We start from the raw sequence: 23,889 nt of genomic DNA on the forward strand, positions 1-23,889 counted from the left end.
CTGCCGGTGCGGGGGAAAATGATAGAGAGGTTTGTTACCAGGGCGCGTTATCCAGCGGGCAGTGCATGTCTGTGCGGGCAGCGCGCATTTCCACATAGCAACCGCACTGCATGCAGGTCCCGGCGTTAAGGCTGGGGCAGGTGCGGCAATGTTCCAGCCGGGCAGTGTATTCCGCATCCGGGGTGCGCACACGGCGGGGCATGGTGGCGCGGTAGCGCACCACGCTGGCGTAATAGTCGTTTTCGTCCGCCATATCCTGCAATAAGCAGCGGCGGCAGCGCTTGGGCTGGGCTTCCATTACTGGTTCACCACAAAAGCGGCTACGCTGCACGGCGGCAGGGTGGCGGTAAAGCCGTCCGCCGTCAGGCTGGTGTTCAGTTCCGCGGGGACAACCTGCTCCGGCGCGGCAAAGGTGTTGTGGGCGGCGGGGGCACCGGCCAGCACGCGGGCTGTTACACCGGTGGGCTTGGCCCCGCCCAGCATGCAGGTAACAGGGATAGCTGCCGTATCGTTCAGGTTGGCCGCAGTGACCAGAATACTGCCGTCTGCCTGCTGGCTGGCACTGACATGCAGATCGGGCACCGCCTGGTCATCGTGGTTCAGCAGGGTGGTCTCCGCATAGCTTTCCAGCTGCTTGGCACCCTGGTGGCCCTTGTACATTTCAAATACATGATAGGTCGGGGTCAGCACCATCTTGCTGCCTTCGGTCAGGATCATGGCCTGCAGCACGTTGACCATCTGGGCAATGTTGGCCATGCAGACGGTATCACAGTGGTTGTTGAAGATATTCAGGTTGATGGCCGCCACCAGCGCATCACGCATGGTGTTCTGCTGGTAAAGGAAGCCGGGGTTCGTGTCCGGTTCCACATCGTACCAGGTGCCCCATTCATCCACGGCCAGGCCCACTTTGCGGTCGCCCTGATACTGCTTGATAATGCGGGTGTGGTTCTCCACCAGTTCTTCCATCTGCAGGGTCTTGTGCAGGGTGGTATAGTATTCCTCATCGGTAAAGTCTGTGGCCGAGCCCTTGTGCTGCCAATCCTCATGGGGCACGGTATAGTAATGCAGTGATACCGCATCTACGGCCTGCCCGGCGCGCTCCATCACGGTTTTGGTCCAGTGGTAATCCGCCACGTTGGCGCCGGATGCGATCTTGAAGATTTTGTGCTCCGGCGAGTAGTTGCGCAGGTAGGTGGAATATTGGCGGCACAAATCGGCATAATACTCGGCACGCATACTGCCGCCGCAGCCCCAGGCTTCATTGCCAATGCCCCAGTATTTTACGTTGAACGGTTCGTCCTGCCCGTTGGCGCGGCGCTCTGATGCCATGGGGGAAATGCCGCCCATGTTGCAGTATTCCACCCAGTCCGAAAATTCCTGCACGGTGCCGCTGCCCACATTGCCGCTGAAATATGCTTCGCAGCCAATCTGGCGGCACAGCTCCATAAATTCATGGGTGCCAAAGCTGTTATCCTCGGTCACGCCGCCCCAGTTGGTGTTTACAATGGTTTTGCGGTTCTCCTTGGGGCCAATGCCGTCGCGCCAGTGATAGGTATCGGCAAAGCAGCCGCCCGGCCAACGCAGCACGGGCACATGCAGGGCTTTCAGCGCGGATACAACATCATTGCGCATGCCGTTGGTGTTGGGAATATCAGAAGCCTGACCGACATAAATGCCCTGATAGATGCAGCGGCCCAGATGCTCCGAAAACTGACCGTAAATGTTGGGGTTGATGGTGCCGACCGAACGGTTGGCGTTCACAAAAATACATGCCATAAAAACACCTCACAAAAGTAAAAAAATACCTATGGCAACACCGCACAATTCCCGCCTTACGGCTTAAGCACCGCTCCGACGGCTGCGGCACGGCATTTGCGTTGCCAAAATGCTCGATAAGACATCCAGTATTATCTGCGCTTTTGGCTTAGCAGCTGCCGTGCCTCGCTCGCCGTATCGGCACTTAGAATTATGCGGTATTGCCCATAAAAAGCAACATGAAATAGGAACCTAAAAGCACTATAACAAACCCCGTTCGTTATGTCAATCTCCTATAAATAAAAAATAAACCCTGCATTCCGGCAGAAGCACAAAATGCAGGGCAGATAAAAGCAAACAAAGAAGCAAATAGAAAGCAAGAATAAGCGAATTTACAAGAAAAAGCAGTTACAGGCAGGCTCAGCCTGCATACAATGCTCCGAACTCCTAACTCCTAACTTTATTCCCACTTCTCCCAAACCTCCGGCCGGTACCCCACTGTGGCGGCGCGGCCATTGCGTACAATGGGTTGGCGCAAAAGCTGCTGGTTTTCAAACAGTTTGTCAGCCTGCTGGCTTTCGTCCAGCCAGCGCAGCAGGGCAAGGGTATCCTGGTCTTTGGCGGTTTCGTCCACCAGGGCCTGCCAGCCGCCCACGGCCTGGCACACGCGGTCAAACTCACCGCGGCTCAGGCCCTTTTCTTTCAGGTCCACCATCTGGAACTTGATGCGCCGCTCTTTGAACCAGCGCTGCGCCTTTTTGGTGTCAAAGCTTTTGTTGGTGCCAAAAATCTGGATGTTCATGCGTTTTCCTCCCGCCATCAGTCTGCCTGCGGGACATCCTGGCTGGATGCCACAATGTTATTGACCCACACGCCCTTTTTGACCAGAATAAACCCGATGATGCACTTGAGCAGATCCACCCCGTTCACAAACAGGTAGACAATGGGCAGCGGCAGTGCCGTATAGCGGCTGAGGACAAAGGCAATGGGAAAGTTGATCAGCCAGGTATAGCAGCTGTCAAAAAAGAAGGTGATCAGCGTTTTGCCGCCGGAACGCAGCGTAAAGTAGGCAGCGTTGGCAAAGGCGAACAACGGCATGCACAGCGCCGCCGTGCGGATCACGCTGGAAGCAAGCTCCCGGATGGCGGGTTCGGTGTTGTAAATGTGAGGGATCAGCGGACTGAACAGGGCCAGCAGCGTGCCCATCACCGCGCAGCTGGAAACACTCAGGGTGATCATCCGCCATGCGGTGCGGCGTGCACCGGTCATGCGGCTGGCACCAAGCTCTTGCCCAACCAGAATGGCCGTGGCATTGCCCAGAGAAAGGAAAACTTCGTTAAAAATCTGGGTGATGGTGTTGGTAATGTTCATGGCGGCAATGGCCTGGATGCCGCGCACGGAATAGCATTGCAACAGCATGGCCTGGCTCATGCTCCACAGGCATTCGTTCAGCAGAAGGGGGAAACCCTTGATCGCCACCTGGCGGGTCAGATTGCCGTCAATGTGGAAATTGCGGAACACGCCTTCCATGAACGGGTAGCGCTCGGCACTGCGGTGCGCCCCGCTGACCACGATGACAAACTCCACAAAGCGGCTGAGCGAAGTGGCAATACCGGCACCCACTACGCCCAAAGCAGGAAAGCCGAACAGGCCAAAGATCAACAGGCTGTTGAACACAAAGTTGATGCCCATGGCAATCATGCTGGCGCGCATGGGAAGCGTTGTCTGGCCGGATTCCCGCAGGGTGCTGGCGTAAGCCTGAGTCAGCGCAAAGGGAATCAGCCCCGCCAGCATCACACGCAGGTAGCCCAGGGCATACTCCATCGTGGCGGCGGCATCGGCGGCGGTGGTGTCGGCTGAAATATACAGTTCGATCAGCGGCCGCCCGGCCCCCAGCAGCACTCCGAACGCGATGACCAGCAGGCCGACCGCAATCAGCAGTTTCATGCGCAGGGTCTGGCGCACGCCCTCCATGTTGCCCTGGCCGTAATACTGGGCGCCAAAAATGCCCGCCCCGGCCAGCGCACCCCAGATGCACAGGTTGAACACAAACAGCAGCTGATTGATGATGGCAACGGCGCTCATGGGCAGGGTGCCCACCTGGCCAACCATCACATTATCCAGCAGGCTGACCACGTTGGACAGGGTGTTCTGCACAATAATAGGCAGAACCACCACCGCAACATGGCGGTAAAAGGTGCGGTCACCGATCAGGCACTCCCGCAGGGTTAAACTTTTTTGCTCCATACATCCTCCGTTTTACAAGTCTTACACCATAACAAAAATGCTCTTCCCGCACACAGCGGCAGGAAGAGCAGAAAAAAGAAACCCCTTTTTACGGCAGCGGCACCGCGTAATCCACAAGGCGGCGGGGCTTGCCTTCAAATACAATGGCAATACCATCCGGGCCGGTGTTGGCGCTCACAACGCCGCCCAGCTGGAACACCAGCAGCGGCGCATGACCAAACTCTTTTTTGCACAGCTTGACAAGTTCGTCACGCTTGGCGGTGGAGCTGGTGTAAGCAATCATGTAAGGCATTTTCTTCACATCGTCCACGCGGCTCTTGACCCACTTGACCATGGCAGGCGGCACGTTGTTGTCACCGCGCACCTTGGCTTCCACCTTGCTGATGCCATCGTTCAGGCTGATGATGGGGCGGATGCCCATCAAATCGCCCACAACGGCAGCGGCGGCGGAAACACGGCCAGATTTTTTCATCTGCTTTAAGCTGTATGCGGCAAGGCAGATTTCCACCCGGGCCAGCTTGTCCTGCATTTCGCGCAGGCAGGCATCCAGCGGCTCACCGGCACGCACCTTGCGGGCGCACTCGCACAGATACCAGCCATACGGCATGGAGTAGGTGTGCGAATCGATCAGATGAATCTTCATCTTGTGGCCGGGGCGCTCGTCTTCCAGCAGTTCGGCAGCCTTTACGGCGTTATTGTATGTACTGGAACCACCGGCGTTGATGCACAGGTGTACAAGGTCCTGTATACCGGCGTCTACATATTTGGCATAGATATCCACCCATTCCAGCTGGGTGATGGCGGCGGTGGTGGGTACGCTTTTGGACTGGCGCATCATCTCATAGAACTGGTCGTTGGTCATGTCTTTGCGTTCCAGGTATTCCTTGCCGTCCAGCATAATGTGGAACCCAATCACATCAATGCCGTATTTATCGGTCAGTTCCTGCGGAATGTCGGAGCAGGAATCCGTTAAAAAAGCAACTTTCACATCACTCATCTTTGTTCTCACTTCCATTCAAATCGGGTCAGCTGGCCGTGTGTTTCCAGGTCGGCAAAGTCCCACTGGCGCAGAACTTCGTATACCCCCACAGCTACAGCATTGGATAAGTTCAGGCAGCGCTCGCCTTTGCGCATGGGCATGCGCACGCACTGCTGCTGGTTAGCGGCCAGCAGCTCTTCCGGCAGGCCAGCGTCCTCGCGGCCAAACACCAGATAGGAACCATCCGGATAATGGGCGTCAGTATGGCGCTGCGGCCCCTTGGAGGTAAAGTAGAAGAACGGGCCGTGATTTGCCGCAAAAAACGCATCCAGATCCTGATAATATGTTATATCAAGCTGGCCCCAATAGTCAAGACCGGCGCGCTTTAATTTTTTATCATCGATCGTGAAACCCATCGGCCCAACCAGGTGCAGGCGGGCACCGGTCACGGCGCAGGTGCGCGCAACATTGCCGGTATTCTGGGGGATCTGCGGTTCAACCAGTACAATATTTACAGTTGGCAAAATTTACACATCCTTATTGCTTCTTATTCCGGGTTCTGCATCAGCCGGGGCAGCACGCTTTCCAGCCACACGCCAAGGCGCTCGTCAGCTTCGTCGGGGGTGGCTTTCAGGCAGTCGGCTACAAACACGGCGGCAGCCTGTGCGGCGGCGGGCAGCACATTGCCCTGCAGCAGCCGCCCGACCAGCACCGCGCCAAAAATATCCCCCGTGCCATGGAAGCTCTTGGGTACCATGGGGGTGCGCACCAGACTTTCGCCGGTGGCACGGTCTGCCCCAACGCAGGCAATGCCGCGCCCGGCGGCCACACCGGTGATGAGCACCCGCGGGCAGATGCGCGTTAGGCGCTGCGCCTGGGCCTGCGCGGTATGCAATTCCGCTTCGCCAGTCACACCGGGCATCGGATCGCCCAGCAGCAGGGCGGCTTCGGTGGTGTTGGGCAGAATCAGGCTGGCACGGGAACACAGGGTATACATGGCGGGCACCATTTCCGGCGCAAGGCCGCGGTACATCCGGCCGTGGTCGCCCATCACGGGGTCAACCACCGTCAGGGCGTCCGGCCAAAGGTCCATGGCCTGCTCTACCAGCTTGGCCTGGCTGGCATCGGCCAGGTAGCCGGAATAAATGCAGTCAAACCGCAGGCCAAGGCGGCGGTAATGCTCCAGGGCTGCGGGGCCGTAACCGGGGTTGGCCAGCTTGGCCGGGGTGCCCAGCCCGCCCGTGTGGGTGGAAAGCACTGCTGTTGGTACGGCAACGGCCTGTGCCCCCAGCGCCGAAAGCACAGGCACAATGACCGAAAGACCTGCCCGTCCAAAGCCGGGCAGATCATGGATGCACAGAACTGTTTTAGGTGCATTGGACATAAGAAAAACGCTCATTTCTATATCGAATTTAGGGCAGCCCGCAGCAGGGAAGTGAATGCGCGGCGGCTGAAAACGTCTTTTCCAAACGTCTGTACTGATTTTACCACAAACTTCCCCGCAGAAAAAGACGTATAACCACGAAACTGTATGGAAAAACTATCCCCAGGCTGGGATGAATGGAAAGCCGGCATCCCAAAGCCAAAAACACCAAAAGGAGCAATGCAAAATGGAAAACATGATCCCGACCGTTGCCGCTGCCGCCGTGGGGATGGCCATTGGCGGTGCCGCCGTATATGCCGCCACACAGGACCACCGCCAGATCCGACGCACCGTGCACAGACTTTCCCGCGGGGCAGAAAAAGCTTTGATCGACTTTGACCGCATGGTGGAAAGCTACACCAAATAACAAAAATGCACCGCGTATGATGGCGGTGCATTACATAAAAAAGCAAACAAAATGCCGCAACGGAACCCCATGCCCCGCTGCGGCAGACCCAAACCCCTCTATTTTAAGGCATTATCACAGGATACGCACGCGGATGGCGGCATCAATGCCGCTGAGCTGTGCGGTTAGGCCGGCATCCACGTTGCCTGTTACATCCAGCATGGTGTAGGCAACATTCTTGCGGCCTTTGTTCACCATGTTCTCAATGTTCAGGTTGGCGGCGGTCAGAATGCCGGTGATGGCAGAGATTGCGCCCGGCTCATTGCGGTGAATGATGCAGATGCGCTTGCCGCCAACGCGCGGCTGGCTGACATCCGGCAGGTTGACACTGTGGGTGATGTTGCCGTTTTTCAGGTAGTCGCTCAGCTCATTGGCTGCCATCACAGCGCAGTTGGTCTCGCTTTCCGGGGTGGAAGCGCCCAGGTGCGGCGTGCAGTAAACTCCTTTCACACCCAGCAGCTCCTCCGCCGGGAAATCGCAGAAATACTGGGCAACCTTGCCGGTGCCAAGAGCATCCAGCAGGGCAAAGTTATCAACCAGCTCACCGCGGGCAAAGTTCAGCACACGCACGCCGTCCTTGCACATGGCCAGCGTCTGGGCATTGATGGTGTTCTTGGTGGAGGGCAGGTACGGCACATGGATGGTCAGATAGTCGCAGCGGGGCAGCATATCGCCCAGGGTGACGCAGTGCTGTACGCTGCGGGACAGGCTCCATGCAGCGTCAATGGAAATGTATGGGTCATAGCCCAGAACTTCCATGCCCAGGGCAACGGCGGCGTTGGCGACGCGGGCACCAATGGCACCCAGGCCGATTACACCGATGGTTTTGCCGCGCAGTTCCGGGCCGACAAACTGCTTTTTGCCCTTCTCCACATCCTTGGCCAGGGTGGCGCTGCCTTTCAGGCCCTGCGCCCACTGCACAGCGTCCGGTACATTGCGGCTGCCGGACACCAGCGCGCCGATGACCAGCTCGGCCACAGCGTTGGCGTTGGCACCGGGGGTGTTGAACACCACGATGCCCTGCTCGGTGCACTGGTCAATGGGAATGTTGTTGGTGCCGGCACCTGCGCGGGCAATGGCCAGCAGGCTTTTGGGCAGGGCGACATCATGCAGGTCGGCGCTGCGCACCAGAATGCCCTGTGCGTCGTTGGCCTCGTTATTGATCTCGAACTGGTTGGCCGGCAGCTTTGCCAGCCCAACCGGCGAAATGGCGTTCATGGTTTTAATGGTATACATAATGGCGGATAACCCCCTGTAATAATTAGAAATGAGCAATTAGGAATGAGCAATTAGGAATGAACGGTATGGCAGAGAAATCAGCAAGAACATTGGGATTTGAGCAAAACATAAAGTCAGCCTTCAATTCCTAATTTCTAATTGCTAATTCCTCATTATTTCACGCGTTTTCCTTGCGGAACTTCTCCATGAAATCAACCAGGTCGTTCACACCCTGGGCAGGCATGGCATTATAGATGGAAGCGCGCATGCCGCCAACCAGGCGGTGGCCTTTCAGGTTCACGAAGCCGGCTTCGGTAGCAGCGGCGCAGAACTTCTTATCCATATCCGGGTTGGGGCTGGTGAAGGTCACGTTCATCATGCTGCGGTATTCCGGCTGAACGGGATTGTTATAGAAGTCCTGACCGTCCAGGTAATCATACAGGACCTTGGCCTTGGCGTGGTTGATCTTGGCCATCTCTTCCAGGCCGCCAACCTCATTCTGCAGGTAATCCATCACCAGACCGGTCATGTAAATGCACCAGCACGGCGGGGTGTTGTACATGCTGTCCTTATCCAACAGGGTAGTGTAGTTCATCATGGTGGGGATCTTTTCCGCCGGGATGTCTTTTGCGCTCTTGCCCAGCAGGTCGTCCCGGATGATGGCAATGGCCATACCGGCGGGGGCAACGTTCTTCTGCACACCAAAGTAGATGCAGCCGTACTTGCTTACATCGGTCGGCTCACTGAAAATCATGGAGCTCATGTCAGCTACCAGGGGGATGCCGTCCACCTGCGGTACATCTTTATAAGTAGTGCCAAAAATGGTGTTGTTCTGGCAGATGTGGATGTAGCTGGCGTTGGGGTCATATTCAATGGCCTTGACATCCGGAATATAGGTGAAGTTCTTATCCTTGCTGGAAGCAGCGATGCGGGCTGTGCCGAACTTAGCGGCTTCTTCGGCAGCCTTTTTGCTGAAGTTGCCGGTCACCAGATAATCCGCCGTGCCGGTGGTCATAAAGTTCAGGGGCACCATGGCGAACTGCTGGGTTGCGCCGCCCTGGAAGAAACCGATCTTGTAGTTGTCGGGCACATTCAGCACCTTGCGGATACCGGCCTCAGTGTTCTGGATGATCTCATCGAACCACTTGCTGCGGTGGCTCATCTCCATCACGCTCATACCGCTGCCATGGTAGTCCAGCAGGTCGGCCTGAGCTTTTTGCAAAACGGGAACCGGCAGCATGGAAGGACCGGCGCTGAAATTATACACACGATTCATAAGAGGTTACCTCCTAAATTCATTCTTACACCCAAGCTCAAAGCGGCGCGCTGCGCCTTGCTTTGTTGATTCGTTTTTCACAACACCTGTATTATACGCACTGCGCCTGCCCGCCCGCAAGCAAAACACGTTTGTCAAAATACCGAAAAAAGTGGAAAATTGCCGCGGGCAGCCTGCCAATAAGTACAGATGTGCGCAAAACGAAAACAGATACTTTTACAAACATGAAATACTGACCGCCAAAACAGCCAAAAAGTAAGTGCTAATTTTGTGCAAAAATGCACCTTGCTAAAATATCTGCCACAGATGTAAAATAAAAGTGTAAAAATCAACCACAAACATAAAAGGATGGGGTGGGGAGAAGAATGAAAGCACTTTCAACCAGTGAAGAGCAGGTCATGGCGGCGCTGTGGGCATGCGGCAAACCGGCCACTCGGCGGCAGATCGCGGCCAAACTGCCGCCGGACTGTGTGTGGGCGGATTCCACACTGCTCAACTTCCTGCTGCGGCTGGAAGCCAAGGGTTATGTACGGCCCGAAAAGCAGGGCAACAAAAATATTTATACCCCGCTGGTGCGCCGTGTGACCTATTGCGGGGCAGTCAGTGCGGCACACCTGCAAACTCTGTATGGCGGGGACCTGCGCAGCATGGTGGCGGCGTTATCGGATACCGGACGCATCACCAATGCTGAGATGGAGCGTCTGGCTCGCTGGCTGGACATCCGCGTGGCTGAAAGCCCGGAATACGATTACGATTGACCCCAAAAAAGGAAAACTGCCCCTTGCTTTTATAGGGCGGTGCAGTACAATACAGACAGATGCTTGACTTGTAACAGAATGAGAGGGGAAATAAGACATGACAAAATTGGATGACCTTGCTTTGCATATGATTACATATTACGCGGCGGATCCTGCCCGCATCCAGCACTTTATCAAGGTGCACAGCTTTGCTGCGCTGATTGCCCGGCAGGAGGGGATGGATGCCGCAACGCTGGAAATTCTGGAAGCCGCTGCCTATGTGCATGATATCGGAATCAAACCGGCAGAGCAGACCTATGGCAGCTCCGCGGGCAAATATCAGGAAGAGCTCGGCCCCGCCCCGGCCCGCGCCATGATGTTGGAATGCGGCTTTACCCCGGTGCAGGCCGACCGCGTTGCTTATCTGGTGGGGCACCACCATACCTATACCAATATCAACGGAATGGACTATCAGATTTTAGTGGAAGCGGATTTCCTGGTCAATCTGTATGAGGATTCTGTACCCAAAGCAGCGGCGCAGAACGCGCTGGATAAAATTTTCAAAACGCAGACAGGCAAAACAATCTGCAAAGAAATGTTTGTGTTGTAAACGATACTACGATAAATTTTCTGTCCGCAACCGGCGGTTGACACATTTCCAACAGTCAGGTTCTTTTTTGCAACGGCACCAGCTGGTACGATAAAGCCACCGAAACAAAACCCCACAACACAAGAAAGGACATTGACCATGATCTTTGCAGACAAATTGATCGCCCTGCGCAAAAAGGCAGGATATTCCCAGGAAGAACTTGCCCAACAGCTGAACGTGACCCGGCAGTCGGTCTCCAAATGGGAGGGTGCACAGTCGGTGCCGGACATTGAAAAGATATTGCAGATCAGCAAACTGTTTGGCGTTACCACAGATTACCTGTTAAAAGACGAGATGGGCGAACCGGAATATGCCGAAAGTGAGCCCACCGCCCTGCGCCGTGTAACGCTGGAGCAGGCTAACGCTGCCCTGGCCCAGGCAAAGGTCAACGCTCCCTACATGGCGTGGGGAACCGCGCTCTGTGTTGCTTCACCTGTTATGCTGCTGCTTTTGGGCGAAATCTGCCAGCATTCCCAGTTTGGCCTGAACGAGAATGTGGCGACCGGAATTGGCCTGTGCGTTCTGCTGGTAATGGTATGCGCGGCTGTGGTGCTGTTTATGCTGTGCGGCACGAAGAACCGGGACTTTGATTTTTTGGAAAAGGAACCCTTTGAAACAGAATACGGCGTGACCGGCATGGTGCGGGAACGCCAGGCGGCGTACCGTCCCACCTATGATAAATTGAACCTGACCGGCACTGTGCTGTGCATTCTGTCCGCTATTCCGCTGTTTGTGGCCATGATGGTGAACAGCGGAATCGTGATGAATGCGGCGGTTTGTGTTCTGCTGGTGTTGGTTGCCTGCGGCGTTTTTGCCTTTGTGCTGGGCGGGACCTATTATGGCGCAACGGAAAAGCTGCTGGAAGAAGGAGACTACACCCGCCACAGCAAAGCCACCCGTGAGCTGCGTACCGCCATCAGCGTGGTGTACTGGCTGGTGGTCACGGCGGCATTCCTGCTGTACACCTTTGGCCCCAAGGGCAACGGCCAGCCCCAATACAGCTGGTTCATCTGGGCCATCGGCGGCATTCTGTATGCGGCCCTGGTGCTGGTGGTGAAAATGGCGCTGAGAAAGCAAAATAATAAATAATAATGAATAAAGAATAATGTTGGTGGACCGCCGTGCGGTGGCACGGCTCAAAAAATAGGGCGCTACTTTCCTACAGCAAATTGCCAATGAAGGAAAGTAACGCCTTATTTTAATGTGCGCGCATGGCGCGCACACCGCCATTATTCTTTATTATTTATTCTGATGCTGCGCATCAGCCCTGCATCTGCACAATATCCCGGATCGCCTTTCCCGTCGGGGTGCCGGCAAGGCCGCCGATGCCGGTTTCACGCAGGTCATTGCTCATGGCAGCGCCAACTTCGGCCATCGCGTCGATCACCTCGTCCGCGGGGATATGCCCTACCACGCCGGCCAGCGCCATGTCCGCGCAGGAGACTGCGTTCATGGCCCCGATCACATTGCGCTTGATGCAGGGAATTTCCACCAGCCCGGCCACGGGGTCACACACAAGGCCCTCCAGGTTGGTCAGCGCCATGGCAAAGGCTTCGGCGCATTGTTCGGCGGTGCCGCCACGCAGCTCCACCAGGGCGGCGGCTGCCATGGCGCTGGCAGCGCCGACCTCGGCCTGGCAGCCGCCCTCGGCGCCGGCCAGCGTGGCGCGCGCGGCCACAACCTGCCCAAACCCGGCGGAGACATACAGCGCGCGGCAGATGGCTTCCTCGTTATAGTTGCCGCTGCGCCACAAGGGCAGCAGCACCGCGGGCAGAACGCCGCAGCTGCCCGCCGTGGGCGCGGCGACAATTCGTTTCATGCAGGCGTTGCATTCGGCGGTTTTCAGGGCTTCGGCCATCACCTGGGCCAGATAGCCGCCGGTCAACAGCTGGCCGCGGGCTTCGGCTTCGGCCACTTTGGCAGCATCGCCGCCCGCAAAGCCGCTGGCGGAACGATCCGCGCCACAGTAGTTATCGCTGGTTTGCACCATCACCTGCCACAGGTGGTGCATTTCGGCCAGGGACTGGGGGCGGGTCAGCCCGCTTTCCAGCAGGTCGCTCTGCAAAATAACGTCCCACAGGGGCTGGTTGTTCTGGCGACTGACGTTCAGCATTGCTTTAACGGAAGAATATGCCATAATCACGCGCCCTCCCTTGTTTCGGTCTGCTGCGCAAGGTTCAGACCGGTCACTTTCACAATGCCCTGCATGCCGCGCAGTTCGGCAATTAAGGTGTCCGGCAGGGGCTGGTCACATTCCAGCACCATTACGGCATAGCCCCCGGCGGTGGAACGGTACAGCTGCATGGTGGCAATGTTGATGCCCCGCTGCGCCAATGCGGTGGTCACTTCGGCCACATGGCCGGGGGTATCCTGATTGTGAACGATCAGGGTGTTGTGGTCGCCGCCAAAGTTGGTGGTAATGCCGTCGATCTGGCAGATGTTGATGCGCCCGCCGCCGATGGAAGCACCCATTACTTCCAGCTTGCGGCCGCTCACCCCTTCCAGCCGCAGCAGGGCGGTGTTGGGGTGGGCACCGCGCAGCACCACGGTGCCGATGGTATAATCCAGCCCGGCCTGCTGCGCCAGGGAAAAGCTGTCCGGGATGCGTTCATCGTCTGGCAGCATGCCCAGCAGCCCGGCCACCAGCGCACGGTCGGTACCGTGGCCGCGGCCTGTGGCGGCAAAGCTGCCATGCAGCAGGATCTCGGCGGTTTTTGGGGTTTCGCCCAACAGGTTGCGCGCTGTAAGCCCAATGCGCACCGCGCCAGCCGTGTGGCTGCTGGAAGGGCCTGTCATCACGGGGCCCAGCACATCAAATAAGCGCATGACGTTATCCCTCCTAGAGTGTACCTGAAAAGTCGAAAATCTGGCCTATTTCTTTGCTTTCAGATACACCTTATAAAAACCGGGCTGCGCGCCGCGGTTTTGGCCTGATAGTTAAAAAGGCGCGGCCAAAAAACAGGTCGCGCCTCATTGCAAAAACAGTATAGCATATCGCGCAGGTGTTTGCAAGTGGGGGACAGCACGGAAGAAATGCCCAAAAACTTTAGAAACTTTTGGGCGGCTTAACAGCAAAGTGGAATTTTCACAATAAAGCGGATACAAAAGCCCAAAGACGGCAGGGTAAAACGATGTTATAATTATAACAAAGGCATGGAACGGGCTGCGTACAGCGCGTGCCCAAGAGCAAACCATGCACAGAAAACGGAGGTAATACCATTATGGCTGACCGCATTGTTTTGAATACGATCTCTTACCATGGCCATGGTGCAATCGAGAACATTGTTCCCGAATTGACCGCCCGCGGCTATAAAAAGGCTTTTGTCTGCTCTGACCCCGACCTGATCAAGTTCGGCGTTACCGGCAAGATCACTGCCCTGCTGGATGCAGCCAGCTTCCCCTATGCTGTTTACAGCGAAATCAAGCCCAACCCCACCATCCAGAACGTGCAGGACGGCGTTGCTGCTTTCAAGGCAGCTGAGGCGGACTGCATCGTGACCATCGGCGGCGGATCCTCCATGGATACTGCAAAGGCTATCGGCATCATCATCAACAACCCCGAATTTGCGGATGTCCGCAGCCTGGAAGGCGTTGCCCCCACCAAAAAGCACGCTGTGTTTACCATTGCCGTACCCACCACCGCCGGTACCGCTGCCGAAGTTACCATCAATTATGTCATCACCGATGTAGAGAAGAAGCGCAAGTTCGTCTGCGTGGATACCAACGATATTCCTGAAATCGCTGTGGTTGACCCCGATATGATGTCCAGCATGCCCAAGGGTCTGACCGCCGCCACTGGTATGGACGCACTGACCCATGCCATTGAAGGCTACATCACCAAGGGCCATTGCACCATCTCTGATATGTTCCACCTGGAAGCCATCAAGCTGATCTCCGAGAACCTGCGCGGCGCTGTGCAGAACACCCCGGAAGGGCGCGAAGGCATGGCTCTGGGTCAGTACATTGCCGGCATGGGTTTCTCCAATGTTGGCCTGGGCATTGTCCACAGCATGGCACACGGTTTGTCTGCTCTGTACGACACCCCGCATGGCGTTGCCTGCGCCATCATCCTGCCCACCGGCCTGGAATACAACAAGAGTGTTGCAGGCGAGCGTTACCGCGCAGTCGGCAAGGCTATGGGCGTGACCGGCATTGACGAGATGAATGATGCCGAAGCCGCTGATGCAACCATCGCAGCCGTCAAGCAGCTGAGCGCCGATGTTGGCATCCCCGCAAACCTGCATGGCATCCTGAAGGAAGAGGACATCCAGTTCCTGGCAGAGTCCGCTTTTGCCGATGCCTGCTGCCCCGGCAACCCGCGTGATACCAGCGTTGAGGAGATCAAGGAACTGTACAAGGGCCTGCTGTGATCTTTCGATGAACTGAATCTATAATTACCGCCCCGCATGCTGTCCACTGCTGCATGCGGGGCGGTTTTTCGTGGCAGAAATATTGAGGGATGCTGCGATTTTAATGTTTCATTGACGAAAACAGCGTGACATGCTATAGTATAACTAACCAAACAAGAACCATGCAGCGGTCAAACAACAAATGAAAGGCAGGGAAGATCGTGAGCCAATTTTGGAACCAGCTGAAAGACCGGGTGCAGGCAAGGGGAGCGCAGGCCAGCAGCACCATTGGCATTATTGGCGGAGCAGATGGCCCAACGGCGGTATTTGTCAGCACGAAGCCCGACAGCTGGCTGGGCACCCTGCTGGGGCTTCTGCCGTGGGGGACGGGAATAATTTCCGCAGGCCTGCTGCTGGGCTGGTGCCATAAGGATAAAAAGCGCCTGCTGCTGCCGATGATCCTTTCTACCGTTGGCTGCGCCGTTGGGGCGGAGCAGGCTGCTGTTCAAGCAGCGGCAGTGTGGCAGGCGGCCAGGCATATGCCGGAGATCCCCATGCCCGGTGCCATGCTGCGCACAGCGGCAGCCAACGCGTTCAGCACCGGGCTGTGGTTCAGCGCGGCCACGCTGGTATGGTCTCTGGCGGTGCTGTTCCGCCGCCGCGCATCCTGAACTGCATCCTTGTGCCGCACCGTATAATAAAAGCCGGAGTATACCCGCAAAACGCTTGTGGAAACACGCCGGCTATTTTTTGAAAAAAGCGTTAGTTACAACTAACATATGTAACGGCTTTAACGGGGCTGCTCATCCCCTTTGCGTTTGTAGAAATAGACGATATTTTCGACGTTTCAGATACACCCTAGATAGGGGGATTATTGAGGTAAATGTTGGGGTAGAGGTGCGTTTAGATAAACCAAAAACCCGCATATCTTACGCAGATACGCGGGTTTTTGTTGGCGGAGTAAGAGAGATTTGAACTGCATTTTTGTTGCAAATCTAATGTAATCAAGTACAATCTTTTACAAATAAATTTCGGTACGCCGCTTCTTATTTGCAATTTGGTGTAATTGGAAAAAATGGAGCTTTATTTTGTTGTGGGTAAAGTTGTGGGTAAATTAGAAGTCCCATAAATGGGGAAAGCGCCCCGCTAAGGGCGCTCTGCCTGTTATGGGTTCTTCCCGCCGGGGGTGTTGGCGCACGGGGTCAATCTTTCGGGGGCGTATCGGGTGATGATTTCCCGCGCACCTGCCACAAACTCGGCCATTTGCTCAGGGGAAAAGGTCAGCAATATGGACACCAGTTTTTCAATGTTTTCTGATGCTTCAGCCGTCATTGCAAACATCCCCCATTCTTTGCCGCTTGGCGAAAATATCCTCTTTGCAAAGTCCGAATTTCGCAAGACTTGCTTCAAGTTCGCTTTCGCTCATGCCGTCATCAAGTAACCAGTTGTAGGCATGGCGCATAAAGCGGATTAGGTCTTTGTGTCCCATGTTAGCTAAGTCACGTTCTCGCTGTTCGTAGTCTTTCATTTCATCACCTCATAAGCCCGTATAGCCAGATAGCACAGCCGTGTTTGTTATGCCTTGCGCTGCTGCCGGGCGTTTTCTATGTATGCCCGTAATTCGGTTTCGGTGTGGTCTTGCTTGAAGTAACCGCTTTTCACGGCTTCGATAAAAATTTCGGTGTCGATAACATCGATCTGCATCATCAAATCAATGGCCTGCTGTACCTTTTTCTGATGTTCAGTCATATAAACCACCCTTTTCATTAAGTCCATATTTGGCGCGGATTCCCACAAGGTTGCTTTCGCTAGTACCGAGTTCGACTAATCGGCGGTAAGCGTGTTTCGTAAGCTCGTTTAATTCCTCTTTGGTCATCTGATCGATGGCACGTTCTATCATTTCGGCGGTAGCTTCATCCATTTTCAATACCTCGCAAGCCCGTCAAGCCGTTAGCGCAGCTGTGTTTATTCGTTTGTTATGCTTCAATCGGCTGCACTTGGCTTGCGCCGAAAAAACTTGCCGTGTACCTCGCGCCATCGCCGTGACTTGCCCAGATTAGGACGGCGCGGAAAAGCGCCTTGTTGCCGTGAACCACTTCAAAGCCCGCCGCTTTCCAGTCAGCCCACGTTTTGCAATCCTCTGCAATCCCGGCGGCTGCTTTGGCTGCTGCAATCGCTGCCGCGTTCTGTGGACGGGCTTTGGCGCTCTGCCAAGCTCTGTGCAGGGCTTCGGCGAATACTATCCCGCCTTTGCGGAAAATCGCCCATGCACGGCTCATAATGGCGGATAGATCATACTTCATAGCTTGCTCCTTTACTTTGTGGGGCAAACCGTGCTATAATAGGCTTGCCCTATTTGTGGGGTTGCGTCTCGCGGTGCTTTGGTCGGCCTTTGCGGGACGCTTTCTTTTTTGTCTTGGGGCTTCGGGTGCGCGGGGGCTCGGTGCTGTCTGCACGCTCTGTGGCGGTTCTTGCAATCCTGTCCGCGTCTTGTCTGGTATTTCTGGTGGGCTTTCGCTTGACGACTACCTTGACCTTTTCCCTTTCGACATCTTTATTATATACCATTGCGCAAGTACATTCAATATGCAAATTGCACAAAGATATACACTTGCATAAGTACAAATTGTACACTTGCGCAAGTACAGATTGCGTGCTATAATATGTAAGAGGAGGTGTAACCATTGGGAACAGCAAGAACAAAGGCGAATAACAAATGGAATGCTAAAGCCTATGACCGTGTAAACCTCGTGTTGAAAAAAGATACCAGCCCGACAAAGGATGAAGTTCAAGCCGCTGCCGATGCGGAGGGAGTTAGCCTGAATGCGTATATTGTGGCGGCAATTAGCCAACAGTTAAACAAAGAGAAACCGTGAAGGGGGCGCTATTATGAGCGAGAGAGAGCAGGCAAAGCAGATTATTGATACCTTGCCGGATTACAAGATGCAGGCTATTTTGATGTTCCTGCGCGGCGTAGAGTTTGACGATGAACTAGAAGATGATCGTTTCTGTGAGGAATTGGCAGAAAAGTACGAGAACGACCCGGACAAGGGGCAGTTCATCACGGAAGATGAGCTTTGCAAAGAACTGGGGATTGCATTATGAAATATACAATCCTGTATGATAAGGCTGCTGTAAAGTTCATCAAAAAACAATCGCCAGCACAGCAGCGGCGCATCCTGGAAGCCGTTCATGCTTTACCCGATGAGGGAGACAGGAAGCAGCTAAAAGGCCACAGGGGGCTTTATAGGCTGCGCGTAGGTGACTACCGCATTATCTACAGTGTCGACAACGGTAAGCTAATTGTGCGGGTCGTAGATGCCGGGAATCGCGGGCAGATTTACAACAGGTATTGATAGTTCAAACCACGAATAAGATAATACGTTATGAGTAATATTGCCTTTACTGCGCTGATAAAAAGCAAAGGTTACAATCAAAAGCGCCTTGCAGAAGAAACCGGCATTCCGCCCGGCGTCCTGTCTCTCCGCATCAACGGCGTGAACGATTGGCGCTGGCCGGAGGTTTCGCTCATCTGCGCTGCGCTGGGCATCACCTACGATGAGTTTGCCACTTACTTTCCCACTTCCAGCACTATAAAGAAAAGTTCTAAGCCAAAAGAACCCACAAAAAGAGAGCTTGCTGTAGATGCTATAAAGGCATTTCTTGAATATTTAGAGCAAGAAGTATAGCCAGACAAAAACGCCCCCTGCGGTTACAATCCGCCGGGGGTGATGGCAAAGAATAAGACAATGCGCTGTAAAGCCCCTGCAAGGTTCAGTAACGTGTTCTGCGTTCCAGATGGCAAAAACTATATTAAACAGACCTGAAACACCAAAACAGGCGTATTTCTCGTGCTGTGGCGTTGTGATGCTCAAAGTATGCAAAAGCCCCCGGCGGTTCGTCCCGCCGGGGGTAAATTAGTTTAATGACACGATACTCGCACGTCAAAAATTTTCAATGACGTTCGCGGAAAGTTCTTCCCATTTTTCGCCCATTTCGACAATGACGGCGGGGGAATCATTGCAACCCTCGTAACGCTGCCCGCTGCACCGATTGGCGACATGTGAAATATCATCCCACAAACGCATGATTGCGCTGTTTCCGTCCTTACAGTCGGAGTACACCTGATTCAGCGCAGCGCGTTCTTTCGGTTCTGCGCTCTCTGCGGCGGCGTGTGCGCGGGCTGCAACCAACTTTAACATAGTTGAATTGCCGTCGTACTTTTCGGCAAACGCTGCATAGTCTGCCGCCGTCATCGTGCCGCTGTCCAGCAGATAAACCGCGTTTGTGTCCAGCGCCGCCGGGTCTGTAATGCAATCGGCTGCAATAGCTTTTTCAAGTTCTGCCCGCAGCTCTGCCCGCTTGCTGTTAAAAACAGACCACACATTCTTACGCACTTCTTCAAAGAGCTCTTTCTTTTCCACACGCTCTACTTCGGTTTCAGCCTTTCGCAGCGCATACGAATAATTGGTATCATCGGGGGCGCGGCGCTGTGCATCTTTGGCGGCGCGTTCTGCCTGTGCGTATTGGGAATACGCTTTCGCATATGCGTCGCGGGAGGTCTTAAACGCCGCGTCAAGGTCTTTTGCAAAACGGTTGTACTTGCTCATTTCTTTTTACTCGCTTTCTTAAATTCGGGGTACATCGTCAATAATTACAACGTCATATCGTTTGTTTAGTTCATCCATCGTTACAATTTCGCCTTTTTGTTCGCCAGTTTTCAGCAGGTAGCCGCCGGGCACTGGTTCAACGATTGCAACGGGGTCTTGCGTTGTCAGGGAATCTTCAAGCGCTTTCAATCTGGCTGTGAAGTCACGTTTCATTTTCTGCTCCTTTCTTCCAGCGCCCGCAAGCGCTGTTCAAAGTCGTTGGCCTCTACAAGCCGCAAACCATATTCCAGCACAGCGCGGGCCGCCGCAATATGCTGCTGCGGCTGCTGCTGGTCATCGTCTATAATGCCGCGCAGGCGGTCAATGGCGGGCGGCATAGCCGCTTTTGCATTGTCTGTGGCCGTTTCCAGCATTTCAGCGCAGCGCCGCTCGTACTCTGCCATAAAGGCGGGGTCTTGCCTGTAGCGGCGGATCGTGCTCTCATCCAGCCCTGCAGCGCGGGCAGCTGCTTTTACTGTAGGGCACGTTAGCAGCGCTGCTAGGGCCTTTTGCTGTCTCTGTGTAATCTGTCACACCCCCTCTCTTAAATGTTCATTTTTGAGCGTTTTTTCACGCTTTGCGGCAATTTTATTCAGTTCTATCGTTTCCAGCCGTTCAGTGACACGCTCCTGCACACTGCTGCCGGTCTCTCGCCATGTCAGGTAGCCAACTCCATGCCAGGCACGGTTTTCAAGTTCCCTGTCATGCCAGCGGCGTAGTTTCGGGTCGCTGCGCAGCTTTCGAAGTGCGCGGGTTTCTATAGTGCGCACCTGCGCCGGGGTTATGCCTATCTTTTCGCCAGTGGCCGCCATCGACAGCCCATCAAAGAACCTGTGCCGCATTACAGCGCTTTCTATGGTGCCGCAACGGTCTAAGGCATCACCCAGCACGGCGCGGGTTTGGGCGCTGGATATGCGCTCCTCTGCCGCTGTAAACGCCTGTTCTGCTGCCGGGTCTGGCTGAACCTCGCCCAGCGTGGGGCCGTCTGCATTTTCGCTGTCGATGGGCAAGTCTAGGCTGAAACAATGGTTTAACGGGTCGGCGCTGGTCGTGTGGCTCTTGCCGTCCTCATCAACAAATTTTCGCCGGTGGCCGTTGGATAAGGCAAGCTGTATCTGCCGCTGCATGGCTTGGGCAAGCCACGTAGAGAACGCGCCAGCCGCCGGGTCGTAGGTCCGGGCGGCGTACTGGACGGCGAAAAAGCCTTCCTGTTCAAAGTCATCTGCCGTCACGCCGTGCTTATCTGCAAGGCTTTTGTGATGGGGATACCATTTCCAGAACATTGAGCGGATAAGTCCCCTGTTTGTCTCCCACAGCTGGCCCAGCGCGTAGCTGTTGCCAGCGGCCGCCAGTGTTGCAAGGGCTGCGTTTGTGGCCTGCTGTTCTGCTGCTGACATTTTATCCTCCATCACTTAATGAACACGCCCGGTGAGGTCTGGATAGCACAACCGTCATTTTAATACCAGCCGTCATATCCGCGCTTGGGCGGGAGTAAAGGTTTCTGTCTTTCGGCTGCAAGCTGCTTTTCTACTTCTTCGTTGACTGGAAGTAACACCGGATTTAGTGGCGCCGTCTTCGTCCATTTCTCGTAGAATCTCTCAAACTCACTACGCTTGTACATGCGCCCCTCATCGCTCATATTGTTAAGTGCAAGCGCTGCATGATAGCTACCAAGCCAATCGCGCGCAACGTCGGGAAGATCTAAAAACATTGCTGGATAGTCCAGTGGCGGCTCGCCACAATAACGAACGCGTGAGATCATCTGCAAAATTTTCTTCCATGCTTCGGCAGCTGGAACCGCATATTCTGCTTGGACGCTTCGCAGCTGGTCGCATAAATCGGCCAACGTCACGGGAAACTTGCAGACGGTAAAAGCCTTGCGCATAGCTTTCTGCCCAGCATAAGCTGGTACGTTAGCAAGTTCTGCTGCCCAGATCGTAATTTGAGTGGCGGCGTTCTCCTCGCTTAACGGCTTGGCACAGTTAGCGTACATTGCCACGTTCCATTTCATCAAAGCTGTAACTTCATCAACGGTCATTTCCCTACCTCCAGAAGTGAAAAATCTCCGGCTTTAAGTCTATCCGCCACACGGCTCAATGTATCAGCCGGTGACTCTTGCGATACGTTCCTTGTCTGTGGGCGGGTATACTGTCCAGCACGGCGCAACCAATTGCGGGCAGCTGCCTGCCAATCCTTCATGCTGGACCTTCCGCCAACCTTCCAACCGTTGGCCGCATAGTAGTCAATAAAGGATTTAGCTTCTGCTGCTGACGAACCTTGTTCGCAAAAATAAGTAATAGCATCATCCTCAGACGGTGGCGTGAAGCGTGGGCGGGGCGGCTTGTCCGCCTTACTCTCGCTCTTTACACTGTCCTTACCTATCCTAGCCTTACCTAACCTATCCTGTGGAACCCGTTGGTATGCGCTTTGGTTTACCGCTGGTATACCAAGTTGCGCTTTTTCCTCTTGAAACTGCGTTGGAGTATAGCGATCTGGACGAATAAGGTTGTTTTTCTTCCAATCAACAATGACCAGTACCCCACTTTCAAAAGGTTTTACAAAACCTTTTGCCGCCAATAAGTTGAGGTCATCGGCACTGCAACCACACATTGCGGTGGTACGTTTTGGAGATGCTACGAAACCGTCATCATCGGCCCGCATACCTAAGTGGAAGTAAAGAGCCTGTGTGCTACTCGGCATATCAAGAAATCTGTCTGTATCGACTACGTCAAGGCTGAACATTCTACGGCGTGCCATTATAGCGTTTCCTCACTTTCAAAATCCAGCTGGCCTAATGGGATGCCCAACTTCCGAGCCACCGGCGCAATCGCAGCGAGACCATTCTTGCAGCGGGCGGCTTGGGTGTGATAGAACGCGGACAATTCCCGTTGTGCAGCCTTCGGGTCATCGCTCGGCAGGAAGTACCCACCATAACCGCCGGGGCTATAGAGGATAATCTCGCCCTGCTCTCGCGCCAGCATGATTAGACGGCGCAGTCCGCGCGGGGTGGTTTCCAACTTGGCGGCCAGTATCTCGGCGCGGATTGCATTCTCACGGCCATGCTTTAAAATTTCGGTAATAGTCATCCTTGTAAAACTCCCTTCGATTTGGTAGAATGGGAGCGGAGAGGGCTTGCCTGCTTTTCTCCACTCTTTGGCCGTCTCGGTGTTCCAGCACCGGGGCGGCTTTTTTCGTTGCGGTCATTTAGCTTTTGCTCCATGTGCTGCCTGTTGTGCTAGCCATGTTTCGAGCGCGTCATAAGGAACAACTTTGCGACGCGGGCTGATTTGAACCGACGGGAAATCATCCCGGTTCATTAATTCGTAAGCGCTGGGTCTGCAAATTCCAAGAACCTCAGCCAGTTCATGTGTGGTGAGAACAAGTTTTTGCGACATGCATGACACTCCATTCCAATAAAATGTTGACTTTTTTGTTCCAATGCTGTATCATTGGAACAAATTTAGTATAACATAATTTTGCCAGACATCAATAGTTTTTGTTCCATAAATGAGGAATTGGAACAAAATAATAACACAGGGAGAATTTTCTAATGAACAGTAACAAAATGACCATCGGTGAGCGCATAAAGCTAAAACGTGAAGCACTAGGATTGACACAGCGGGAACTGTCAGAAAAGCTATATGTAAAGCGTGAGACTGTAAATCAGTGGGAAAGCGGCACAAGGCAAATAAAAGGAGATGACGTCGCTCGGCTTGCCGACGCGCTTGAAACCACTTGTGACTACATCCTGCGTGGGGTCGAAGCAGAACAACTCCATTTTTTTAAAGATTTAGGTCTAACAGGAAACGCTGTAAAAAAGCTAAAGAAAATGGCTCCTCAGGTCGGTGGCAATGATGTATTAAACAGCATGATTGGAAATGATATGTTTTCGCTTCTCGTTGGTCGCTGGGGTGACTATTGCACAGTTGCGCAAGGCCTCAATCAAGCGAAAATCGAACTTATAAAAGCGCTAACGGATGCCGGTGTCAAACTTACCTCAAAAGAATTAAGCGATGATGATTGTACCATTATTGCATATAGTCAACTTAAAGAGCCATCATCGAAAGTGTGCTACGAGTTCGCGAAACTATTTATGCAACAGCAGAATAAGAAAGAGTATTTCAAGTTTAAGCTACAACAAGGTATAAACGCAATGACTGAAAATTACGATATATCCTTACGCGATAGTAGGAGATGAAAA

At 54.3% G+C, this 23,889-nt stretch carries 35 protein-coding genes; 11 read left to right on the forward strand and 24 right to left on the reverse strand.

The genetic code is table 11. The annotated features are described in order from the left end of the window. Positions 1-34 precede the first annotated feature (34 nt). The 7 genes from C4885_RS02250 to C4885_RS02280 form a co-directional block, all read right to left on the reverse strand. Entirely contained in the window at positions 35-298 is a 264-nt protein-coding gene (locus C4885_RS02250) for a DUF6171 family protein (RefSeq protein WP_113998834.1), read from the reverse strand. Beyond that, on the reverse strand, positions 298-1,776 hold the full coding sequence (locus tag C4885_RS02255) for an alpha-N-arabinofuranosidase (protein ID WP_113998835.1): 1,479 nt from the start codon (positions 1,774-1,776) through the stop codon (positions 298-300). The genes C4885_RS02250 and C4885_RS02255 overlap by 1 nt, the downstream gene beginning before the upstream one ends. Before the next feature lie 439 nt (positions 1,777-2,215). Then, positions 2,216-2,557, reverse strand: a complete 342-nt coding sequence (locus C4885_RS02260; protein WP_113998836.1) for an arsenate reductase family protein — start codon at positions 2,555-2,557, stop codon at positions 2,216-2,218. Between the two features lie 17 nt (positions 2,558-2,574). Next, complete coding sequence (locus C4885_RS02265; RefSeq protein ID WP_113998837.1) at positions 2,575-4,002, reverse strand: MATE family efflux transporter; 1,428 nt, start codon at positions 4,000-4,002, stop codon at positions 2,575-2,577. A gap of 88 nt (positions 4,003-4,090) precedes the next feature. Next, positions 4,091-4,999 (reverse strand): DegV family protein, encoded by a 909-nt coding sequence (locus C4885_RS02270; RefSeq protein ID WP_199488067.1) that lies wholly within the window; start codon positions 4,997-4,999, stop codon positions 4,091-4,093. Between the two features lie 8 nt (positions 5,000-5,007). Continuing rightward, on the reverse strand, positions 5,008-5,505 hold the full coding sequence (locus tag C4885_RS02275; protein ID WP_113998839.1) for a tRNA (cytidine(34)-2'-O)-methyltransferase: 498 nt from the start codon (positions 5,503-5,505) through the stop codon (positions 5,008-5,010). Between the two features lie 23 nt (positions 5,506-5,528). Next, complete coding sequence (locus tag C4885_RS02280; protein WP_113998840.1) at positions 5,529-6,365, reverse strand: bifunctional hydroxymethylpyrimidine kinase/phosphomethylpyrimidine kinase; 837 nt, start codon at positions 6,363-6,365, stop codon at positions 5,529-5,531. Positions 6,366-6,591: 226 nt separating this feature from the next. Between C4885_RS02280 and C4885_RS02285 the strand changes: the two genes are divergently transcribed. Beyond that, positions 6,592-6,771 (forward strand): DUF2613 family protein, encoded by a 180-nt coding sequence (locus tag C4885_RS02285; protein ID WP_113998841.1) that lies wholly within the window; start codon positions 6,592-6,594, stop codon positions 6,769-6,771. A 114-nt stretch (positions 6,772-6,885) separates the two neighbouring features. On the opposite strand, the gene C4885_RS02290 is transcribed toward C4885_RS02285, so the two are convergent. Then, positions 6,886-8,046 (reverse strand): phosphoglycerate dehydrogenase, encoded by a 1,161-nt coding sequence (locus tag C4885_RS02290; RefSeq protein ID WP_113998842.1) that lies wholly within the window; start codon positions 8,044-8,046, stop codon positions 6,886-6,888. A gap of 160 nt (positions 8,047-8,206) precedes the next feature. Further along, a complete protein-coding gene (serC, locus tag C4885_RS02295) occupies positions 8,207-9,304 on the reverse strand; it encodes a 3-phosphoserine/phosphohydroxythreonine transaminase (RefSeq protein ID WP_113998843.1) in 1,098 nt (365 codons plus the stop codon). Positions 9,305-9,669: 365 nt separating this feature from the next. Between serC and C4885_RS02300 the strand changes: the two genes are divergently transcribed. The 3 genes from C4885_RS02300 (at position 9,670) to C4885_RS02310 (ending at position 11,779) form a co-directional block, all read left to right on the forward strand. Then, complete coding sequence (locus tag C4885_RS02300; protein WP_113998844.1) at positions 9,670-10,062, forward strand: BlaI/MecI/CopY family transcriptional regulator; 393 nt, start codon at positions 9,670-9,672, stop codon at positions 10,060-10,062. Positions 10,063-10,159: 97 nt separating this feature from the next. Continuing rightward, positions 10,160-10,651, forward strand: a complete 492-nt coding sequence (locus C4885_RS02305) for an HD domain-containing protein (RefSeq protein ID WP_113998845.1) — start codon at positions 10,160-10,162, stop codon at positions 10,649-10,651. Between the two features lie 138 nt (positions 10,652-10,789). Continuing rightward, positions 10,790-11,779, forward strand: coding sequence for a helix-turn-helix domain-containing protein (locus tag C4885_RS02310; RefSeq protein WP_113998846.1), 990 nt, complete (start codon positions 10,790-10,792; stop codon positions 11,777-11,779). 172 nt (positions 11,780-11,951) lie between these two features. Here the strand turns inward: C4885_RS02310 and sdaAA are convergent, their stop codons facing one another. Continuing rightward, complete coding sequence (gene sdaAA / locus C4885_RS02315; RefSeq protein WP_113998847.1) at positions 11,952-12,827, reverse strand: L-serine ammonia-lyase, iron-sulfur-dependent, subunit alpha; 876 nt, start codon at positions 12,825-12,827, stop codon at positions 11,952-11,954. 2 nt (positions 12,828-12,829) lie between these two features. Next, positions 12,830-13,516 (reverse strand): L-serine ammonia-lyase, iron-sulfur-dependent subunit beta, encoded by a 687-nt coding sequence (sdaAB, locus tag C4885_RS02320; protein ID WP_113998848.1) that lies wholly within the window; start codon positions 13,514-13,516, stop codon positions 12,830-12,832. A 395-nt stretch (positions 13,517-13,911) separates the two neighbouring features. On the opposite strand from sdaAB, the gene fucO reads away from it, so the two are divergent. Both fucO and C4885_RS02330 read left to right on the forward strand, forming a co-directional pair. Then, the gene (gene fucO / locus C4885_RS02325; protein ID WP_113998849.1) at positions 13,912-15,060 is read left to right on the forward strand and encodes a lactaldehyde reductase; all 1,149 of its coding nucleotides are present in this window, start codon (positions 13,912-13,914) and stop codon (positions 15,058-15,060) included. A gap of 200 nt (positions 15,061-15,260) precedes the next feature. Further along, positions 15,261-15,710 (forward strand): hypothetical protein, encoded by a 450-nt coding sequence (locus C4885_RS02330; protein WP_113998850.1) that lies wholly within the window; start codon positions 15,261-15,263, stop codon positions 15,708-15,710. Positions 15,711-16,203: 493 nt separating this feature from the next. On the opposite strand, the gene C4885_RS16370 is transcribed toward C4885_RS02330, so the two are convergent. From C4885_RS16370 to C4885_RS02345, 5 genes are read right to left on the reverse strand one after another with little or no spacing between them, the layout of a single operon-like run. Next, on the reverse strand, positions 16,204-16,371 hold the full coding sequence (locus C4885_RS16370) for a hypothetical protein (RefSeq protein ID WP_158538781.1): 168 nt from the start codon (positions 16,369-16,371) through the stop codon (positions 16,204-16,206). Beyond that, a complete protein-coding gene (locus tag C4885_RS02335; protein ID WP_078783706.1) occupies positions 16,361-16,567 on the reverse strand; it encodes a hypothetical protein in 207 nt (68 codons plus the stop codon). Before C4885_RS02335 ends, C4885_RS16370 begins: the two co-directional genes overlap by 11 nt. A 47-nt stretch (positions 16,568-16,614) precedes the next feature. Further along, positions 16,615-16,788, reverse strand: coding sequence for a hypothetical protein (locus C4885_RS16375; RefSeq protein WP_158538782.1), 174 nt, complete (start codon positions 16,786-16,788; stop codon positions 16,615-16,617). Further along, the gene (locus C4885_RS02340) at positions 16,781-16,960 is read right to left on the reverse strand and encodes a hypothetical protein (RefSeq protein ID WP_113998851.1); all 180 of its coding nucleotides are present in this window, start codon (positions 16,958-16,960) and stop codon (positions 16,781-16,783) included. The genes C4885_RS16375 and C4885_RS02340 overlap by 8 nt, the downstream gene beginning before the upstream one ends. Before the next feature lie 55 nt (positions 16,961-17,015). Then, positions 17,016-17,342 carry a hypothetical protein gene (locus C4885_RS02345; protein ID WP_113998852.1) on the reverse strand — a complete coding sequence of 109 codons (327 nt, stop codon included), beginning with the start codon at positions 17,340-17,342 and terminating at the stop codon, positions 17,016-17,018. 381 nt (positions 17,343-17,723) lie between these two features. Between C4885_RS02345 and C4885_RS02350 the strand changes: the two genes are divergently transcribed. From C4885_RS02350 to C4885_RS02365, 4 genes are read left to right on the forward strand one after another with little or no spacing between them, the layout of a single operon-like run. Next, a complete protein-coding gene (locus tag C4885_RS02350; RefSeq protein WP_078783709.1) occupies positions 17,724-17,915 on the forward strand; it encodes a hypothetical protein in 192 nt (63 codons plus the stop codon). 13 nt (positions 17,916-17,928) lie between these two features. Beyond that, positions 17,929-18,144 (forward strand): hypothetical protein, encoded by a 216-nt coding sequence (locus C4885_RS02355; protein WP_113998853.1) that lies wholly within the window; start codon positions 17,929-17,931, stop codon positions 18,142-18,144. Then, a complete protein-coding gene (locus C4885_RS02360) occupies positions 18,141-18,395 on the forward strand; it encodes a type II toxin-antitoxin system RelE/ParE family toxin (RefSeq protein WP_113998854.1) in 255 nt (84 codons plus the stop codon). The genes C4885_RS02355 and C4885_RS02360 overlap by 4 nt, the downstream gene beginning before the upstream one ends. Before the next feature lie 30 nt (positions 18,396-18,425). Then, the gene (locus C4885_RS02365) at positions 18,426-18,728 is read left to right on the forward strand and encodes a helix-turn-helix transcriptional regulator (protein ID WP_113998855.1); all 303 of its coding nucleotides are present in this window, start codon (positions 18,426-18,428) and stop codon (positions 18,726-18,728) included. 255 nt (positions 18,729-18,983) lie between these two features. On the opposite strand, the gene C4885_RS02370 is transcribed toward C4885_RS02365, so the two are convergent. The 8 genes from C4885_RS02370 to C4885_RS02405 form a co-directional block, all read right to left on the reverse strand. Continuing rightward, positions 18,984-19,649, reverse strand: a complete 666-nt coding sequence (locus tag C4885_RS02370) for a hypothetical protein (RefSeq protein ID WP_113998856.1) — start codon at positions 19,647-19,649, stop codon at positions 18,984-18,986. An 18-nt stretch (positions 19,650-19,667) separates the two neighbouring features. Beyond that, positions 19,668-19,862, reverse strand: a complete 195-nt coding sequence (locus tag C4885_RS02375; protein WP_113998857.1) for a hypothetical protein — start codon at positions 19,860-19,862, stop codon at positions 19,668-19,670. Continuing rightward, a complete protein-coding gene (locus C4885_RS02380; RefSeq protein ID WP_113998858.1) occupies positions 19,859-20,092 on the reverse strand; it encodes a hypothetical protein in 234 nt (77 codons plus the stop codon). The genes C4885_RS02375 and C4885_RS02380 overlap by 4 nt, the downstream gene beginning before the upstream one ends. Positions 20,093-20,218: 126 nt before the next feature. Continuing rightward, positions 20,219-21,085, reverse strand: a complete 867-nt coding sequence (locus tag C4885_RS02385) for a sigma-70 family RNA polymerase sigma factor (RefSeq protein ID WP_158538783.1) — start codon at positions 21,083-21,085, stop codon at positions 20,219-20,221. A gap of 59 nt (positions 21,086-21,144) precedes the next feature. After that, positions 21,145-21,726 (reverse strand): hypothetical protein, encoded by a 582-nt coding sequence (locus C4885_RS02390; protein ID WP_113998860.1) that lies wholly within the window; start codon positions 21,724-21,726, stop codon positions 21,145-21,147. Continuing rightward, the gene (locus tag C4885_RS16615; RefSeq protein ID WP_199488068.1) at positions 21,723-22,445 is read right to left on the reverse strand and encodes a hypothetical protein; all 723 of its coding nucleotides are present in this window, start codon (positions 22,443-22,445) and stop codon (positions 21,723-21,725) included. Before C4885_RS16615 ends, C4885_RS02390 begins: the two co-directional genes overlap by 4 nt. Beyond that, positions 22,445-22,774, reverse strand: a complete 330-nt coding sequence (locus tag C4885_RS02400; protein ID WP_113998861.1) for a hypothetical protein — start codon at positions 22,772-22,774, stop codon at positions 22,445-22,447. The genes C4885_RS16615 and C4885_RS02400 overlap by 1 nt, the downstream gene beginning before the upstream one ends. 114 nt (positions 22,775-22,888) lie before the next feature. After that, complete coding sequence (locus C4885_RS02405) at positions 22,889-23,083, reverse strand: AlpA family transcriptional regulator (RefSeq protein ID WP_113998862.1); 195 nt, start codon at positions 23,081-23,083, stop codon at positions 22,889-22,891. Between the two features lie 155 nt (positions 23,084-23,238). Here C4885_RS02405 and C4885_RS02410 point away from each other — a divergent pair, with 155 nt between their 5' ends. Beyond that, positions 23,239-23,886, forward strand: a complete 648-nt coding sequence (locus tag C4885_RS02410; protein ID WP_113998863.1) for a helix-turn-helix domain-containing protein — start codon at positions 23,239-23,241, stop codon at positions 23,884-23,886. Positions 23,887-23,889: the final 3 nt, after the last annotated feature.

It is taken from the genome of Subdoligranulum sp. APC924/74, from assembly GCF_003324125.1.
Lineage (GTDB): Bacteria > Bacillota > Clostridia > Oscillospirales > Ruminococcaceae > Gemmiger > Gemmiger qucibialis.

Excerpts from the sequence above, each read along its gene's own strand:
- C4885_RS02410 (WP_113998863.1), top strand. The coding sequence starts at position 23,239 with ATGAACAGTAACAAAATGACCATCGGTGAGCGCATAAAGCTAAAACGT.
- C4885_RS02310 (WP_113998846.1), top strand. The coding sequence starts at position 10,790 with ATGATCTTTGCAGACAAATTGATCGCCCTGCGCAAAAAGGCAGGATAT.
- C4885_RS02260 (WP_113998836.1), bottom strand. The coding sequence starts at position 2,557 with ATGAACATCCAGATTTTTGGCACCAACAAAAGCTTTGACACCAAAAAG.
- C4885_RS02335 (WP_078783706.1), bottom strand. The coding sequence starts at position 16,567 with ATGAAAGACTACGAACAGCGAGAACGTGACTTAGCTAACATGGGACAC.
- C4885_RS02305 (WP_113998845.1), top strand. The coding sequence starts at position 10,160 with ATGACAAAATTGGATGACCTTGCTTTGCATATGATTACATATTACGCG.
- C4885_RS02345 (WP_113998852.1), bottom strand. The coding sequence starts at position 17,342 with ATGAAGTATGATCTATCCGCCATTATGAGCCGTGCATGGGCGATTTTC.
- serC (WP_113998843.1), bottom strand. The coding sequence starts at position 9,304 with ATGAATCGTGTGTATAATTTCAGCGCCGGTCCTTCCATGCTGCCGGTT.
- C4885_RS16370 (WP_158538781.1), bottom strand. The coding sequence starts at position 16,371 with ATGACGGCTGAAGCATCAGAAAACATTGAAAAACTGGTGTCCATATTG.
- sdaAA (WP_113998847.1), bottom strand. The coding sequence starts at position 12,827 with ATGGCATATTCTTCCGTTAAAGCAATGCTGAACGTCAGTCGCCAGAAC.
- C4885_RS02255 (WP_113998835.1), bottom strand. The coding sequence starts at position 1,776 with ATGGCATGTATTTTTGTGAACGCCAACCGTTCGGTCGGCACCATCAAC.
- C4885_RS02285 (WP_113998841.1), top strand. The coding sequence starts at position 6,592 with ATGGAAAACATGATCCCGACCGTTGCCGCTGCCGCCGTGGGGATGGCC.
- C4885_RS02280 (WP_113998840.1), bottom strand. The coding sequence starts at position 6,365 with ATGTCCAATGCACCTAAAACAGTTCTGTGCATCCATGATCTGCCCGGC.
- C4885_RS16615 (WP_199488068.1), bottom strand. The coding sequence starts at position 22,445 with ATGGCACGCCGTAGAATGTTCAGCCTTGACGTAGTCGATACAGACAGA.
- C4885_RS02265 (WP_113998837.1), bottom strand. The coding sequence starts at position 4,002 with ATGGAGCAAAAAAGTTTAACCCTGCGGGAGTGCCTGATCGGTGACCGC.
- C4885_RS02270 (WP_199488067.1), bottom strand. The coding sequence starts at position 4,999 with ATGAGTGATGTGAAAGTTGCTTTTTTAACGGATTCCTGCTCCGACATT.
- C4885_RS02365 (WP_113998855.1), top strand. The coding sequence starts at position 18,426 with ATGAGTAATATTGCCTTTACTGCGCTGATAAAAAGCAAAGGTTACAAT.
- C4885_RS02250 (WP_113998834.1), bottom strand. The coding sequence starts at position 298 with ATGGAAGCCCAGCCCAAGCGCTGCCGCCGCTGCTTATTGCAGGATATG.
- fucO (WP_113998849.1), top strand. The coding sequence starts at position 13,912 with ATGGCTGACCGCATTGTTTTGAATACGATCTCTTACCATGGCCATGGT.
- C4885_RS02405 (WP_113998862.1), bottom strand. The coding sequence starts at position 23,083 with ATGTCGCAAAAACTTGTTCTCACCACACATGAACTGGCTGAGGTTCTT.
- C4885_RS02385 (WP_158538783.1), bottom strand. The coding sequence starts at position 21,085 with ATGTCAGCAGCAGAACAGCAGGCCACAAACGCAGCCCTTGCAACACTG.
- C4885_RS02400 (WP_113998861.1), bottom strand. The coding sequence starts at position 22,774 with ATGACTATTACCGAAATTTTAAAGCATGGCCGTGAGAATGCAATCCGC.
- C4885_RS02375 (WP_113998857.1), bottom strand. The coding sequence starts at position 19,862 with ATGAAACGTGACTTCACAGCCAGATTGAAAGCGCTTGAAGATTCCCTG.
- C4885_RS02355 (WP_113998853.1), top strand. The coding sequence starts at position 17,929 with ATGAGCGAGAGAGAGCAGGCAAAGCAGATTATTGATACCTTGCCGGAT.
- C4885_RS02390 (WP_113998860.1), bottom strand. The coding sequence starts at position 21,726 with ATGACCGTTGATGAAGTTACAGCTTTGATGAAATGGAACGTGGCAATG.
- sdaAB (WP_113998848.1), bottom strand. The coding sequence starts at position 13,516 with ATGCGCTTATTTGATGTGCTGGGCCCCGTGATGACAGGCCCTTCCAGC.
- C4885_RS02300 (WP_113998844.1), top strand. The coding sequence starts at position 9,670 with ATGAAAGCACTTTCAACCAGTGAAGAGCAGGTCATGGCGGCGCTGTGG.
- C4885_RS02290 (WP_113998842.1), bottom strand. The coding sequence starts at position 8,046 with ATGTATACCATTAAAACCATGAACGCCATTTCGCCGGTTGGGCTGGCA.
- C4885_RS02370 (WP_113998856.1), bottom strand. The coding sequence starts at position 19,649 with ATGAGCAAGTACAACCGTTTTGCAAAAGACCTTGACGCGGCGTTTAAG.
- C4885_RS02360 (WP_113998854.1), top strand. The coding sequence starts at position 18,141 with ATGAAATATACAATCCTGTATGATAAGGCTGCTGTAAAGTTCATCAAA.
- C4885_RS02340 (WP_113998851.1), bottom strand. The coding sequence starts at position 16,960 with ATGGATGAAGCTACCGCCGAAATGATAGAACGTGCCATCGATCAGATG.
- C4885_RS02380 (WP_113998858.1), bottom strand. The coding sequence starts at position 20,092 with ATGGCAGAGTACGAGCGGCGCTGCGCTGAAATGCTGGAAACGGCCACA.
- C4885_RS16375 (WP_158538782.1), bottom strand. The coding sequence starts at position 16,788 with ATGACTGAACATCAGAAAAAGGTACAGCAGGCCATTGATTTGATGATG.